Source organism: Micavibrio aeruginosavorus ARL-13 (assembly GCF_000226315.1).
In the GTDB taxonomy this organism is placed as follows: Bacteria; Pseudomonadota; Alphaproteobacteria; order Micavibrionales; family Micavibrionaceae; genus Micavibrio; species Micavibrio aeruginosavorus_B.
The window spans coordinates 619650-632892 of sequence record NC_016026.1; the positions used below are offsets into that span (position 1 = coordinate 619650).

Below are 13243 nucleotides of genomic sequence, written 5' to 3' on the forward strand. Positions count from 1 at the left end.
TATATCAATGTATTGTGTTTTTGTTCCAGAATCGTTTCCGGAACCAGAAGGCCACGCTGACCATGGCGATCAGGACAGGGACCTCGACCAGCGGTCCGATCACCGTGGCAAAGGCAACGGGCGAGGCCAGGCCGAAAGTCGCAATGGCCACGGCGATGGCCAGTTCAAAATTATTGCTGGCGGCGGTGAAGGAGGTTGCGGTGGTTTTACCGTAATCGGCCCCGATCATTTTCCCCATGGCAAAGCTGATGACAAACATCACCACAAAATAAATGGCCAGCGGAAGGGCAATGCGCACCACGTCCAGCGGCAATTCCAAAACCATGCCGCCCTTCAATGAAAACATCGCCACGATGGTCAGCAACAGCGCAATCAATGTCATCGGATTAATGCTGGGCAGGAAACGGGTTTCGTACCAATCGCGTCCTTTTTTCTGGATCAAGATTTTGCGCGTGAAAAATCCGGCAAAAAACGGAATGCCCAGATAAATGAAAACACTTTCGGTGATGGTGATGAAATCCACATTGATGATCTGGCCGTTTAATCCAAAGGCGGGCGGCAAAACGCTCAGGAAAAACCACGCATAGACACTGAAGAAAACCAGTTGAAAAATACTGTTAAACGCGACCAATGCGGCGACATATTGGTTATCCCCCTCGGCCAGTTGGTTCCACACAATCACCATGGCAATGCACCGCGCCAGACCAATCAGGATCAGGCCCGTCATATATTCGGGGTAATCACGCAAAAACAAAACCGCCAGCGCGAACATCAACACGGGCCCAATCACCCAGTTTTGTACCAACGACAGGGTCAGGATTTTCCAATCCTTGAAAACGAGCAGCAATTCTTCGTATTTCACCCGCGCCAAGGGCGGATACATCATCAAAATCAAGCCAATCGCTATGGGGATATTGGTGGACCCGATGGACAGGCTGTTTAAAAAATCCGGTGCGCTGGTGAAGATGGACCCAATTCCAACACCCATCGCCATGGCCAGAAAGATCCAGAGCGTTAAATAACGATCCAGAAAGGACAGGCGGCGCGGAGTGCAGGAGGTCATGCTAGGTACTCTTCAATCCGGTGCTTCAGTTGGTGGAATACGTCATCAAATGCGGCTTGAATATCCGCATCCGTTCCTGTTGCCTTGGCGGGATCTGGGGTGGACCAGTGCAGTTTTTTGGTTGGTCCCAAAAATACCGGGCAAATTTCCGCCGCCGCTTGATCGCAGACGGTGATGACCAGATCAAAATTTTGATCTGCAAAGGCGTCCCATGACTGGCTGCGCGGCTGGCCGGGATCGATGCCGTGACGATTCAACGTGGCGAGGGAGAGCGGGTGAACGTGGCCCGTGGGGCGGCTGCCCGCGCTGACCGACACGACACGTCCGCGCCCCAGATGATTGAGCAGAGCCTCGGCCATGATCGACCGGCACGAATTGCCGGTGCAGAGAACCAAAATCCGTTCCATTATCCGCAGCAGCTCCCGCTTTTTGTAGTGGGAACGCAGCACGCACCGCTTTCTGATGATGTATCGGCGGCGGAGAAAATCTGTGCATCCTCCATGGTGTGGTAGGCTTCCCATGCAATGCCATTCGGATCTTCGACCCATGATTTTTCGGATTTGGCGTAGCAGCAAGTTGTTTCGCCGTCGCTGTGCGTGCTGATATTCGCATCCGACATCTGGGTGCGGATGGCGTTTAATTCATCGGCCGTATCGACCTGAATGCCCATATGGTCCACGCCGGTTTTTCCCGCGCGGGTGGAGATGGCGAAATTGACGTGCGGGTCATCCAGCATCCATTTCGCGTAATCCGGTTTGTGTTTGACCGGATCGGCCCCGAACAGGGCGGAATAAAACCGCACACTGTCATCAATATTTTTTACGCCAAGGTGAATGTGTAAGCGTTTCATTGTGTTTTCTCCTTCTGTGATGTGGGGCAGCAAGGGGTGAGTTCAATCACTGCGCAGCCGCGTTTTTTGTCATCTTTGATCCGCGCGAAATCGACACTGCAACAATCTTCGATCATGAAGCGGATCAGCCCGGTGAACAGATCGAAATTAACGGAATAGATAATCGATCGCCCCTCGCGTCGCGACTGGATCAATCCCGCATTGCTCATATGGTTCAAATGGAACGACAGCGTATTGTGCGGAATGCCCAGTGTGTCGCTCAGATGCCCGGCGGGGGCACCGTCCGGCCCATAACCGACCAACAGGCGAAACGCCCGCAGGCGGGTTTCTTGAGACAGCGCATCAAAGGCGATAAGGGCGTTTTGTATGTCCATATGTCCAGAATAATCGACATATTCGGGAAATGTCAAGCGGGATGATAAAGTCAGTCTTTCCAACACGCTAAACCGCTAGGAGCGGCCCTATGAAAGTCTTAGCCTTGGTTTTTTTATTGTTGTGTCTCGGGTTCGCACCGGCGGCCCATGCCGCCGACTGGGCCGTGCGTTGTGCGCCGGATGGAACGCAGTGCGAAGCGTGGCAACGGTTGATGGTCAAGGGCACCGTGCAACGTATGGCGGAAATTGCCATCGGGTTTCCCGATGGGCCGAGGCAACCAGCGCGCGGGGTGATGGTGTTGCCGTTGGGCATTATGTTGCCCGCGGGGGTTAAGCTCTCCATCGACAATGCGGCCCCGTATGGGGCGCAAGTGCGGTATTGCACCCATGATGGATGCATGGCGTTCTTAACGCTGGATGATGTGGTGCTGACCGAATTGCGCAAGGGGCGTGCGGCCACACTGGCGTTTCAAAGTTTTGCGGGCAAGGATGTCACCCTTCCCATTTCCCTGAATGGCATAACGGCCGCTCTGGATGAAGCGGCCGCTAAGACGAAACAGGATTAAATCGGTTTATTGATCGCTGTTGCAATCAACAGGAAGATCCATGATGGAGGGCCAGCGGTTGACCCAGCCATCGGCGCCATCGGCTTCATCAATCTTGCTCATTCGGATGCAGGTGGACGGACCCATCGCTGCGCGGAAATCATTGTAGTTATAGGTGGTGATCAAATCATCCCACGCACCGATAAAGTGATGTTGCGGGATGGTCGCGACATCGCGGGCGAAATCTTTCGCGTTCAATGATCCTTCCAATGCGGGGATCTCTTTGTTCGCGGTCCAGCTTTGGTGATCCAGTGTGCTGGCCACCGTGCGGATGGTCAGGATGTCTTTACGCTTCGCGCCCAGCAGAATGGCCACCTGGCCGCCGCCGCCATACCCAATCAGGTTAAAGCCAACGAAGCCGTATTTGTTGCGCATGTTGTCCAGCGCATCATTCATCGCGTCCATATTTTCGACGGAAAAACGTTTTGCGGCCCAGCCTTTTTCATCGCAGGCCGGGTTTTTATCGGCGGTCAGATATTGGCACGGGCGGGCCAGATAAATGACATTGTCGCCTTTGTCCCGCGTTGCCAGATGCAGGGCCACCGGATTGTCGGGCGTGGGGTCCAGCGTTGGGGCGGCCTGATGCTCGCCTTTCAGAACCAGTCCGTCGCCTTCGATATAGACGTTGGCGATGCCGCCTTGTTTGTGCACACGCTCATAGGCGACCAGGCTGGTTGATCCGGTTTCGATCTGGCGCTTGTTCATATGAACCGGGGCGGCCAGGCGGGTGGCCCCTTCCTCGCGCAGGATGGTGCAGGCGCTGGTCATCGCCACAACACCAACGGCCAGTCCCAGCAATCCCAATGTGAACAGGGGGCGGCGGATAATTTGTAATTTCAAAGTCATGATAAAATCCGGATGGTGAACGGTGGAATTATTCAGATATCCATACATATCATATGGGGTTGCCCTGTGCCACGCTGTTTCCCGCTCGATAGAGCGGTGATTTTTTCATAACGTTTTTTTTGCAAGGTATTCTTGTGTAATGCTGGGGCCACGTTACACTATCGTGCACACACATGCCGCCAAGGGGAACATACACCACAATGGAAAGCATCTATCTGGTCAATGCCTCGCTTTTGCTGGGGGCCGCGTTGGTTTTGGTTGGAATTTTTTCCAGTCTGATCGCCACGCGTTTTGGCGCGCCGATGTTGTTGGTCTTCTTGGTCATCGGCATGCTGGCGGGGGAAAGCGGGCCGGGGGGGTTGGCGTTTGATAATTATCGCCTGGCGTACCTGATCGGGTCGTTGGCGCTGGCGATTATTCTGTTTGATGGCGGCTTGCGCACCCGATTAAACAATTTCCGCAGTGTTCTGGCCCCATCCATGGTGTTGGCCACCGTCGGCGTTTTGATAACGGCGGGGTTGATGGCGGTGCCCGCGGTGTATTTCCTGAACCTGACATGGGCGCAGGGGTTTTTGCTGGGCTCCATCGTGGCGTCGACCGATGCGGCGGCGGTGTTCTTTTTGCTGAAATCCAGCGGGCTTTATCTGCGTCACCGCGTGGGGGCGTTGCTGGAGGTTGAATCCGGCACCAACGATCCCATCGCCGTGTTCCTGACGCTGATGATGGTGCAGATCCTGTCCATGGTGACGATGGAGGGGGCCGCGCTGCAAATGGCATCCATCTTCATTCTGCAGGCCGTTGTGGGAACGATGGTGGGGATTGGCGGCGGATTGTCGGTGTCGGCTTTGCTGAACCGTATTCACCTGCCGGGTGGATTGCACCCCTTGTTTGTTGTGGCTTTTGCCGTGTTTATTTTTTCCGTGGCGGCCCTGCTGCAGGGGAGTGGATTTCTGGCGGTGTATATCGCGGGTCTGATCGTTGGTAACCGTCCGGTACGGGCTTTTCCCAGTATTGTGAAATTCCACGACGCGGTGACCTGGCTGTGCCAGATTGTCATGTTTATCGTGCTGGGTTTGCTGGTGAATCCAGCCAAGTTGATGGAGTATGCCGTGCCGGGCTTGGGCCTGGCGCTGTTTCTGATCTTTATTGCGCGCCCCGCCATGATTTGGGTCTGTCTTGAGGCCTTCCGTTATAAACCAAAAGAAAAATTATTTATCTCTTGGGTGGGGTTGCGCGGCGCGGTTAGTATTTTCCTGTCCACCCTGCCGGTTCTGGTCGGGCTGCCGCACGCGGAAGTGTATTTCAACACGGCGTTCTTCGTTGTTCTGGTGTCACTGGTGTTGCAGGGATGGACCATTCCGCTGATGGCGCGGCGATTGGGCATGGGGTTACCCAATACGGTGCCGCAAGTGCGCAGGGTGGAGCTGGATCTACCTGGCCAGCTGGATATGGAGCTGGTCGGTTATACCATTACCGAAGACAGCAATTTCTTCCGCAATCGTATTTTGCCGTCTTGGGCGCGGCCATTGATGGCGGTGCGTGAAAACACCATTGTCGATATTGATAACAGCACGGCCTTTCATGTCGGGGATTACGCTTATTTCCTTGCGCCGCCGCACCAAGCCCACCGTCTGGACCGTTTGTTCGCTTCTGATGGTGATGACGCCGCCCCGGTGCAGGTGGGTGATACGATTTTCCAGACCTATTCGGTTTTGCCGGATGCGGTGATGCGCGACCTGGCCGAAGAACATGGTTTTCGCGTCCGATCAGAGGAAGAGGAAATGACCGTGCAGGAAGCATTCGATATGCATTTCCTGGGGCGTCCGGCGGTGGGGGATAAAATCACCTATGACCGTGCCATCATGATCGTGCGGGCGTGTAATGCCGGGGATATTACGGCGGCGGACATTGTCGTCGAAACCATCAAGACCGGCCCGGACGTGTCGGCGGCGCGCGCATTGTTCAACCGCTTTGTCCGTCCGTCAACTTAATCAATCGTCATCACCAGCGGCGTATGGTCGCTGGCCTTATCCAATGCCCGTGGGTCACGGTCGATCACACAATCCTGCAATCTATCCGTAAGGGTGGGGGAGAGCAGGAAATGATCGATACGAATGCCCTTATCCGCCGGCCATGCACCGGCCTGATAATCCCAATAGGTGTATTGGCGCGGTGCGTTATTGACGACGCGCAGCGCATCGGTCAGGCCGAGCCAGAGCAGGGCGCGAAACGCCGCGCGGCTTTCTGGCCGGAACAGGGCGTCGTTTTCCCATGCTTTGGGATCGTGACAATCTTCTGGCTCCGGGATGACGTTGAAATCCCCGCCGACGGCGAAGACAATGCCCTCACGCCGCAAATGGGCCAGACGATCTTTTAACCGGGCCATCCATTGTAATTTGTATGGGAATTTTTCACTGTCCACCGGATTGCCGTTGGGCAGGTAGATGTTGATCAGGCGCAGGCCCTTGACCTCAACTTCCAGATACCGTGCCTGTTCATCCGCATCATCGCCCGGCAGGCGGTTCAGGATGACATTAATCGGGTGCGGCGATAAAACGGCCACGCCGTTATACGCTTTCTGGCCCACAAATTCGGCGTTGTACCCGATGGCTTGGAATGTTTCGGATGGAAAGGCTTCGCCCTTTAATTCCTGAATCATCAAAACGTCTGGGTGGTTTGTTTCAACCCAATTTTTGGCATGGTCCAAACGGACCTTGATTGAATTGACGTTCCATGTGGCGATTTTCATTTTTTAATCTCCCTGTGGGGTCCAGCCCATTTTCCACTCACCCATGGGCACGATTTCTGCCGGATGGCCGTTATCATGGAACCATGAATCGGCGGCGTAACGCGCGCCTGTTTTAATTTCGATCAGGGCGGCGGTCTGGTGCGGGCCTTGGGCCACGAAGATCGGAACGCGGGCGGTGGGACGGGTGGTTTTGTGGAATTTGAACAATCCCGCTTCTTCCATCATCGCCAGATAGACGGTGGCGTTCGTGCTTTCATCCACGCAGTCCAGTTGATAGGGGCCGAGCGTGTCGTATGTTCCGGCCACATCAACGGCGGTGCCGGTTTTCTGGCCCACAACGCGCTCCATCAAGCCGATGGATTTGGCGATGGCGGCCCGTTCGGCGGGCGCGTTGGTGATGGTTTGGCGCAACGGTGCGGTGGCCTTGCCCCACTCAGCGGATGACAGCGACACACGGTCGCGCGATGCACACCCATACCCACGGCAGACATCAAAGGATTTTGGTGCGGGGGCGGTCAGTTTCTTCTGCTCGAAATATCCGGCATAGGGGCGCGGTTCATTCACATCCACACTGGCGCACGCGCTCAGCAGCAAGCATATAATGGCGGGGGTAAAGAAAAATAATTTCATCATCACATGGCAAACGATGTGCCGCAGCCGCAGGACGATGTGGCATTCGGGTTTTTGATCTGGAAGCTGGCGCCAACAAGGTCTTCGACATAATCAACGGTCGAACCGTTCAGGTAATCCAGCGACACGTCATCGACCAGCACGCGAATGCCGTCATGGTCGAACACATGGTCGTCACTGGCCACATCGCTGGCGAAGCTGAATTTATACTGGAACCCTGAACAGCCACCGCCCAGAACCTCGACCCGGAGCATCAGGTCCGGGTTGGATTGCGCGGTCTGGAGCGCCTTTATCCGGCGGGCCAGAGCATCGGTCAGGGTGATTGTGCGGGTCTGTGTGTCCATACACTATATATAGAGTGCCAAGGGGGGTATTTTCAATTCCCCATTAACGCGTTAATCTGGCCCGAAATTTCAACCTGTTACGGATAATCGCGTGATGAGCAACCTGGCCGCTGACCAAGCCACCTATAATTACTGTGCCCTGCCACTGGCGTCTTATGCCTGCCGCCCGGACCAAACGGCGGGGCGGATTTACCCGTCCACGGAATCGGCCACCCGCACCCCGTTCCAGCGTGATCGTGACCGCATCATTCATTGCAGCGCGTTCCGCCGCCTGAAATACAAAACGCAAGTGTTCGTCTATCACGAGGGCGACCATTTCCGTACACGCCTGTCCCATACGATCGAAGTCGCACAAATTGCCCGGTCCTTGGCCCGGGCCCTGTTCGTGAACGAAGATCTGGCCGAAGCCGTTGCCCTGGCCCACGATCTGGGCCACACCCCGTTCGCGCATGTGGGCGAAGATGTGATGGTGGAATGCATGAATGATGTGGGTGGGTTCGATCATAACGATCAATCACTCCGCGTTTTAACGCACCTTGAACGCCGTTACCCGGCATGGCCGGGCCTGAACCTGACATGGGAAACGCTGGAAGGTGTTGCAAAGCATAACGGCCCGTTGCTGAAAAAGGGTGAAACGCCGGAATCGGCGGGCTTGCCTGTCACGGTTACGATGGTGAATGATCAGATGGATTTGCGTCTGGATACCTATGCCTCGGTCGAGGCACAGGTGGCGGCATTGGCCGATGATATCGCGTACAACAACCATGATGTTGAAGATGGTTTGCGCGCTGGGCTCTTCACCTTGAATGATCTGCGCACCGTGCCGCTGCTGGCCGATATTATTCCGCAGGTGGAATCCGAATGGCCGGATTGCGAACCCAAAATCATCATTTTCGAAGTCATCCGCGAAATGATTGGCGTGATGATCGAAGATGTTCTGGGCGAAACGCGCCGCCGTTTGAAAGCCCTGAACCCATCCAGTGTCGAAGACGTGCGTATGGCGGGTCACGCCATGGTGGCGTTTTCCGACCCCATGCGGGACAAGGTCGATGGCCTGCGCGAATTTTTGTATGAAAATATGTACCGCCATTACACCGTCCGCCGCATGCGGACGAAGGTCAGCCGCGTGGTGCGGGATTTGTACGAAGCATTCATGAATGAATACCATCTTTTGCCCCCGGAATGGCAAAAACGGGTCGAGGATGTGGGGGGTGGGGATGTCGACGGAATCCGGCCCCGGGCGCGGATTGTGGCCGATTATATCGCCGGGATGACCGACCGATATGCCATAAAAGAGCACGAGCGCCTGTTTGATCTGCACTGGGATTTGCGTTGATTCCCCTAAATCTCTGATTTGTCAGCGATTTTTCCGCCATATAACCCTGCGGATAAGACTCAAGGAATGCTTGAGGAAAAGCCCCGGTTTTCCTACAGTAGCGCCCATGACCTACCATGATGAATTTGATGATCCCGAAGGGGGAAACCCCTTTGGCCGGATTGCGCGGGCGCTTGAAAATGGGCGCACGCGTTTGAGCGCACGCGCACCGTTCTTGACCGTTTTGATGGGGTTGGGCGCGCTGTTTATCCTTCTCGCTGTCTTTTGGGTCAGCTACCCGCGCGGTGATGATCCGACGCGTCCTGTCCCGATGGTGCAGGCCGATGCCGATATGGCGTCCGCGTCCTATAAAACCACGCCGGATGATCCGGGTGGGATGGATATTCCGTACCGTGACAGCACCTTGTTCGACACATTGCGATCCGCAAACAATGCCGAAGATGGCGCCAGCAAGGTTGAAAACCTTCTGCCCCCGCCGGAAGAGCCGATGACGCGCGAACAAATGTTTGCCGGTTTGAAAACCGAAACATTGACGCCGGAGACACAAATGGCCGATGCGTCCGATGTTCCGGCCGCAAAAATGGTTGATGATGATTTGAGCGCCGAGCCGAAGCCCAACGCGGCGCTGGAAAAAGAATCTGCCGTCGATGAACCGGAAAAAGCCGCGGATGAAGAGCCTGTTACACCGGTTGAAGATTCCAAACCGGCCGGCATGCCAACCCCGGTGATTGCCCCGGAAAAGAAAACCGACATCCGCAGCGCGGAAAAGGTTGAAGAAAAAGTGGCCGCCACCGAACCCGCTGCTGGTGCCGCCGCGCCTGCTGTGAAGGCGGTGCAGGATGGAACCCATTTCGTTCAGATGGCCAGCGTGAAGGATGAAGCCGCCGCCCGTGCCGAATGGAAGAAAATGCAGGCCGCATTCCCGGCGCAGTTAGGCAGTGTTGAGCTGCGCGTGCAGAAAGCTGATCTGGGGGCCAAGGGTGTGTTCTACCGCATTCAGGGTGGCCCGCTCAGCCAGGATCAAGCCAAATCCATCTGCACGGCCATTTCCGCCAAGCGTCCAGGGGGTTGTATTGTTGTTGCCCGTTGATCCGCAGAACGCGCCGCTGGCGGCGATCTTTGGTCTGTCGGGCCCGGCCCTGACGGATGAAGAACGCGCGTTTTTCAAAACGGTCAACCCGCTGGGCTTCATTCTGTTCGCGCGCAACGCGATCGACCCGGTTCAATTGATGGCGCTGACGGCTGACCTGCAATCTTTGCTGGGGCGTGAGGTTCCAATCCTGATTGATCAGGAAGGCGGACGCGTCGCTCGTCTGCGTCAACCGCACTGGCCCGCAACCATCGCGGCGCAGAATTTGCCGGACACGGCGGCGGTTGCGGCACAAAGTGGCGCCATTGCCGATACGCTGAACGCCATGGGCGTCAATGTAAACTGCGCCCCCGTTCTGGATGTTCTGTTTGACGATACGCACGCCGCCATTGGCGATCGTGCGTTTTCCAAGGATGCGGCGATTGTATCCGAACGCGCCATTGCATCCTGCCGCGCCTATCTGGCGAAGGGTATTGTACCGGTGATTAAACACATGCCGGGGCAGGGCCGTGCAACGCTCGATTCCCACCTCGATCTGCCGCATGTAAAGGCCGCGATGCTTGATCTGGAAGCGGTTGATTTCTTACCTTACCGCGATCTACTGAAACAGGATTTCGTGGATGCTGTGTGGGGCATGGTGTCGCACATTGTTTATGACGCCGTTGATAATGTTTTGCCCGCCACATGTTCGCCGGCTCTGATCGGTGGCGTGATCCGCAAGCAACTGGGTTTTGATGGCCTGTTGCTGACCGATGATATTGTGATGAACGCGCTGGGCCGCATTGGTGATATGGGCGTGCGCGCGAAAGCCACGCTGGATGCCGGGTGCGACATCGTCCTGCATTGCAGCGGCAAGATGGATGAGATGAAAGATGTCGCGGCCGCCATTCCGGTGATGACCGCCGATGCGGTACGCCGTTATAACCGCAGCCTGCCCGCATCGGGCCAGGGCCCGAATGTTGCGTATGGGGGATTGCATGTCTGATGAAATGATGGACGCCGATTCCGGTTTAGAATTGGATGATGTCATCGGGTTCGAAGAAGACCCGCCGCGCGATGGTGTGGAACCGGGCGAATATAATCCGGATGAATTGCTACTGAACATTGACGGGTACGAAGGTCCGATTGATGTCCTGTTGGTGATGGCCCGCGACCAGAAAGTTGATCTGGCGAAAATTTCCATCCTGCAATTGACGCGCCAATATCTGGTGTTCATGGATCGCGCCAAGGCGATGAATTTGGATTTGGCCGCCGAATATCTGGTGATGGCGGCATGGTTGGCCTATCTGAAATCGCGCCTGTTGTTGCCGCGTGAAGAATCCAAGGGCAATGAACCCTCTGCCGACCAGATGGCCGAAGCCCTGCAATTCCAGTTGCGCCGTTTGGAAGCGATGAAGAATGCGGCCAATGCGTTGTTCCGCCGTCCGTATCTGGGCAATGGTATTTACACGCGCGGCATGCCCGAAGGTCTGGGTGTTAAAACCGATATCACGTGGGACATCACGTTGTTCGACTTGCTGAAGGCTTATGGCGATATTCGCCGCCGTCAGGAATTTTCGACGTTTGAATTGCCCGTCTTCTCCATCATGACGATGGAAGAGGCGCTGGATCGTGTCGGCACCATGTTGGGCAAATTGCCGCGCAAGGGTCCATACAGCGCATGGGTGACGATGAACAGCCTGATGCCGGAAAAAATCAAAGATCCGCTCTATGGTCGTTCGTCCATGGCATCCACTTTCACCGCCGGTTTGGAATTGGTGAAACAGGGCAAAGTCGAAATTAAACAAGACGGTTTGTTCCGCCCGATTTATATGCGCGCGACCTTTGTTGATCGTGACCGCGTGGGTGGGCCGGATACCGAACAATCTGACGACGTTGAACAAGATAACAACCCGGATGCCGCCGATGATTTTGATGGCGAGTCCGAAACCAGTTACGCCGAAGCGGGAGTATAAAAGATGAGCATGGATGACAACGATTCCAAAGAAATGATCAGCGACAACACCATGGCCAGCGTTGCCGAAATCATGGCCGAAATAATGGATGGGGCCATGGATGAAGATGATGCCGAGGACATGGAGGCCATCGAGGACATCGCCGAAGCGGTTGAGGCGGATCTGTCCGCTGGTGAGGAAATTGAAGAAGACGATTTCGAATCCGAAGATGAGTTTTCGGAGGATGAAGTTTTAGCGTCCGATGCCGAAGACGATGCTGTCGTCGCGGACGCCGTCGAAGGTGAGGTGGAAGAAGAATCTGGCCCGCTGGATACGATCCGCATTCTCGAGGCCTTGTTGTTTGCATCCCCCGCACCGCTCAGCATGAGCGCGATGCGTGAACGCCTGCCGGAAGATTCCGATGTTGGTGGCATGCTGATGAAGCTGAAGGAAGAATACGCAACGCGTGGTGTTCATTTGATGGAAATGGATGGCCATTGGGCGTTCCGGACCGCTGACGATCTGAACGATGCCCTGTTACTGAAACGCGAAGTGCGTCGCCCGCTGTCCCGTGCCGCCATGGAAACATTGGCGATTGTGGCCTATCACCAGCCGGTGACCCGTGCGGAAATCGAAAATATTCGCGGTGTCGTGATTGCCAAGGGTACGCTGGATATTCTGATGGAATGCGGTTGGGTCAAACCGGGCCGTCGCCGCGAAACGCCGGGCCGCCCGTTGACCTGGGTTACCACCGCCAGCTTCCTGGACCATTTCGGTCTGGAAACCTTGAGCGAATTGCCGGGTCTGGATGATCTGAAGGCCTCCGGCCTGCTGGATCGCCGTCCGGCGATTGAAAACATCGCCCCGGACCTGTTCGACCAGATTGAGGAAAACGACGCCAAGTCCTTGAGCGAAGATGACGAGGACGACGAAGAAACCGCAGGTGGTTTCGAAGCGCACTTCAACGAAGAAGACGCCGTAGCCCCGGAAACGGAAGAAGAGGCCGATGCCGAACTGTCTGCCATGATCGACGATATGGAAGAAGAGGGCGCGGAGCCTGTCGAAGCCGCCGCATCTTCCGACGATGATGAGGATGATGACAGCGACGAAGAATCCGATTCTGATGAAGAAGACGATGAAGATGATGCCGATGATTCGGATGACGATGAAGACGGCTATGATGACGATGAAGAAGACGAGGATGAGGAGTAAAAATCATGGGTATTAGCATGGGCCACATTCTGGTCGTCATTTTGGTTATTCTGGTTCTGTTCGGGGCTGGTCGCATTCCGCGCCTGATGGAAGACATCGGCAAGGGGATCAGCAGCTTCAAGAAAGGCCTGAAAGAAGACGAAGCCCCGGCCAAAATTGAGAAAAAGAACGATCAGGACCCTTCCTGATCGTTTTTACTGCGTATCCGCA

The 13243-nt window shown here is 55.6% G+C and carries 16 protein-coding genes; 8 read left to right on the forward strand and 8 right to left on the reverse strand.

Features of this window, described 5'->3' with window-relative positions; all coding sequences use genetic code 11:
• Positions 1-4: 4 nt before the first annotated feature.
• Genes arsB through MICA_RS02905 form a run of 4 tightly spaced genes read right to left on the reverse strand, consistent with a single transcriptional unit; the run spans position 5 to position 2287 of the window.
• Positions 5-1063 carry an ACR3 family arsenite efflux transporter gene (gene arsB, locus MICA_RS02890; protein WP_014102178.1) on the reverse strand — a complete coding sequence of 353 codons (1059 nt, stop codon included), beginning with the start codon at positions 1061-1063 and terminating at the stop codon, positions 5-7.
• On the reverse strand, positions 1060-1470 hold the full coding sequence (locus tag MICA_RS02895) for an arsenate reductase ArsC (RefSeq protein WP_014102179.1): 411 nt from the start codon (positions 1468-1470) through the stop codon (positions 1060-1062). The genes arsB and MICA_RS02895 overlap by 4 nt, the downstream gene beginning before the upstream one ends.
• Positions 1470-1913: an ArsI/CadI family heavy metal resistance metalloenzyme gene (locus tag MICA_RS02900; RefSeq protein ID WP_014102180.1), complete on the reverse strand. Its 444-nt coding sequence runs from the start codon at positions 1911-1913 to the stop codon at positions 1470-1472. The genes MICA_RS02895 and MICA_RS02900 overlap by 1 nt, the downstream gene beginning before the upstream one ends.
• Entirely contained in the window at positions 1910-2287 is a 378-nt protein-coding gene (locus MICA_RS02905; RefSeq protein WP_014102181.1) for an ArsR/SmtB family transcription factor, read from the reverse strand. Before MICA_RS02905 ends, MICA_RS02900 begins: the two co-directional genes overlap by 4 nt.
• A gap of 89 nt (positions 2288-2376) precedes the next feature.
• On the opposite strand from MICA_RS02905, the gene MICA_RS02910 reads away from it, so the two are divergent.
• Entirely contained in the window at positions 2377-2853 is a 477-nt protein-coding gene (locus MICA_RS02910; RefSeq protein ID WP_014102182.1) for an invasion associated locus B family protein, read from the forward strand.
• A gap of 6 nt (positions 2854-2859) precedes the next feature.
• Here MICA_RS02910 and MICA_RS02915 read toward each other — a convergent pair whose 3' ends face one another.
• Positions 2860-3738 (reverse strand): hypothetical protein, encoded by an 879-nt coding sequence (locus MICA_RS02915; protein WP_236619946.1) that lies wholly within the window; start codon positions 3736-3738, stop codon positions 2860-2862.
• Positions 3739-3938: 200 nt separating this feature from the next.
• Here MICA_RS02915 and MICA_RS02920 point away from each other — a divergent pair, with 200 nt between their 5' ends.
• Entirely contained in the window at positions 3939-5729 is a 1791-nt protein-coding gene (locus MICA_RS02920) for a potassium/proton antiporter (RefSeq protein WP_014102184.1), read from the forward strand.
• Here MICA_RS02920 and xth read toward each other — a convergent pair.
• Genes xth through erpA form a run of 3 tightly spaced genes read right to left on the reverse strand, consistent with a single transcriptional unit; the run spans position 5726 to position 7461 of the window.
• Complete coding sequence (gene xth, locus MICA_RS02925; protein WP_014102185.1) at positions 5726-6487, reverse strand: exodeoxyribonuclease III; 762 nt, start codon at positions 6485-6487, stop codon at positions 5726-5728. The two genes, MICA_RS02920 and xth, sit on opposite strands and share 4 nt — an antisense overlap.
• A gap of 3 nt (positions 6488-6490) precedes the next feature.
• Positions 6491-7120: a hypothetical protein gene (locus MICA_RS02930; protein ID WP_014102186.1), complete on the reverse strand. Its 630-nt coding sequence runs from the start codon at positions 7118-7120 to the stop codon at positions 6491-6493.
• A complete protein-coding gene (gene erpA, locus MICA_RS02935) occupies positions 7120-7461 on the reverse strand; it encodes an iron-sulfur cluster insertion protein ErpA (protein ID WP_014102187.1) in 342 nt (113 codons plus the stop codon). The genes MICA_RS02930 and erpA overlap by 1 nt, the downstream gene beginning before the upstream one ends.
• A gap of 94 nt (positions 7462-7555) precedes the next feature.
• Between erpA and MICA_RS02940 the strand changes: the two genes are divergently transcribed.
• The 6 genes from MICA_RS02940 to tatA all read left to right on the forward strand — a co-directional run bounded on the left by MICA_RS02940 (position 7556) and on the right by tatA (position 13221).
• Positions 7556-8797, forward strand: coding sequence for a deoxyguanosinetriphosphate triphosphohydrolase (locus MICA_RS02940; protein WP_014102188.1), 1242 nt, complete (start codon positions 7556-7558; stop codon positions 8795-8797).
• Positions 8798-8903: 106 nt separating this feature from the next.
• Positions 8904-9887 (forward strand): SPOR domain-containing protein, encoded by a 984-nt coding sequence (locus tag MICA_RS02945; RefSeq protein ID WP_014102189.1) that lies wholly within the window; start codon positions 8904-8906, stop codon positions 9885-9887.
• Entirely contained in the window at positions 9871-10872 is a 1002-nt protein-coding gene (locus MICA_RS02950) for a glycoside hydrolase family 3 N-terminal domain-containing protein (protein WP_049782087.1), read from the forward strand. The genes MICA_RS02945 and MICA_RS02950 overlap by 17 nt, the downstream gene beginning before the upstream one ends.
• Positions 10865-11842, forward strand: coding sequence for a segregation and condensation protein A (locus MICA_RS02955; RefSeq protein WP_014102191.1), 978 nt, complete (start codon positions 10865-10867; stop codon positions 11840-11842). Before MICA_RS02950 ends, MICA_RS02955 begins: the two co-directional genes overlap by 8 nt.
• Before the next feature lie 3 nt (positions 11843-11845).
• Positions 11846-13033 carry an SMC-Scp complex subunit ScpB gene (gene scpB / locus MICA_RS02960; RefSeq protein ID WP_014102192.1) on the forward strand — a complete coding sequence of 396 codons (1188 nt, stop codon included), beginning with the start codon at positions 11846-11848 and terminating at the stop codon, positions 13031-13033.
• Positions 13034-13038: 5 nt separating this feature from the next.
• Positions 13039-13221, forward strand: coding sequence for a twin-arginine translocase TatA/TatE family subunit (gene tatA, locus MICA_RS02965; RefSeq protein WP_014102193.1), 183 nt, complete (start codon positions 13039-13041; stop codon positions 13219-13221).
• Positions 13222-13243: the final 22 nt, after the last annotated feature.

Excerpts from the sequence above, each read along its gene's own strand:
- arsB (WP_014102178.1), bottom strand. The coding sequence starts at position 1,063 with ATGACCTCCTGCACTCCGCGCCGCCTGTCCTTTCTGGATCGTTATTTA.
- MICA_RS02895 (WP_014102179.1), bottom strand. The coding sequence starts at position 1,470 with ATGGAACGGATTTTGGTTCTCTGCACCGGCAATTCGTGCCGGTCGATC.
- MICA_RS02900 (WP_014102180.1), bottom strand. The coding sequence starts at position 1,913 with ATGAAACGCTTACACATTCACCTTGGCGTAAAAAATATTGATGACAGT.
- MICA_RS02905 (WP_014102181.1), bottom strand. The coding sequence starts at position 2,287 with ATGGACATACAAAACGCCCTTATCGCCTTTGATGCGCTGTCTCAAGAA.
- MICA_RS02910 (WP_014102182.1), top strand. The coding sequence starts at position 2,377 with ATGAAAGTCTTAGCCTTGGTTTTTTTATTGTTGTGTCTCGGGTTCGCA.
- MICA_RS02915 (WP_236619946.1), bottom strand. The coding sequence starts at position 3,738 with ATGACTTTGAAATTACAAATTATCCGCCGCCCCCTGTTCACATTGGGA.
- MICA_RS02920 (WP_014102184.1), top strand. The coding sequence starts at position 3,939 with ATGGAAAGCATCTATCTGGTCAATGCCTCGCTTTTGCTGGGGGCCGCG.
- xth (WP_014102185.1), bottom strand. The coding sequence starts at position 6,487 with ATGAAAATCGCCACATGGAACGTCAATTCAATCAAGGTCCGTTTGGAC.
- MICA_RS02930 (WP_014102186.1), bottom strand. The coding sequence starts at position 7,120 with ATGATGAAATTATTTTTCTTTACCCCCGCCATTATATGCTTGCTGCTG.
- erpA (WP_014102187.1), bottom strand. The coding sequence starts at position 7,461 with ATGGACACACAGACCCGCACAATCACCCTGACCGATGCTCTGGCCCGC.
- MICA_RS02940 (WP_014102188.1), top strand. The coding sequence starts at position 7,556 with ATGAGCAACCTGGCCGCTGACCAAGCCACCTATAATTACTGTGCCCTG.
- MICA_RS02945 (WP_014102189.1), top strand. The coding sequence starts at position 8,904 with ATGACCTACCATGATGAATTTGATGATCCCGAAGGGGGAAACCCCTTT.
- MICA_RS02955 (WP_014102191.1), top strand. The coding sequence starts at position 10,865 with ATGTCTGATGAAATGATGGACGCCGATTCCGGTTTAGAATTGGATGAT.
- scpB (WP_014102192.1), top strand. The coding sequence starts at position 11,846 with ATGAGCATGGATGACAACGATTCCAAAGAAATGATCAGCGACAACACC.
- tatA (WP_014102193.1), top strand. The coding sequence starts at position 13,039 with ATGGGTATTAGCATGGGCCACATTCTGGTCGTCATTTTGGTTATTCTG.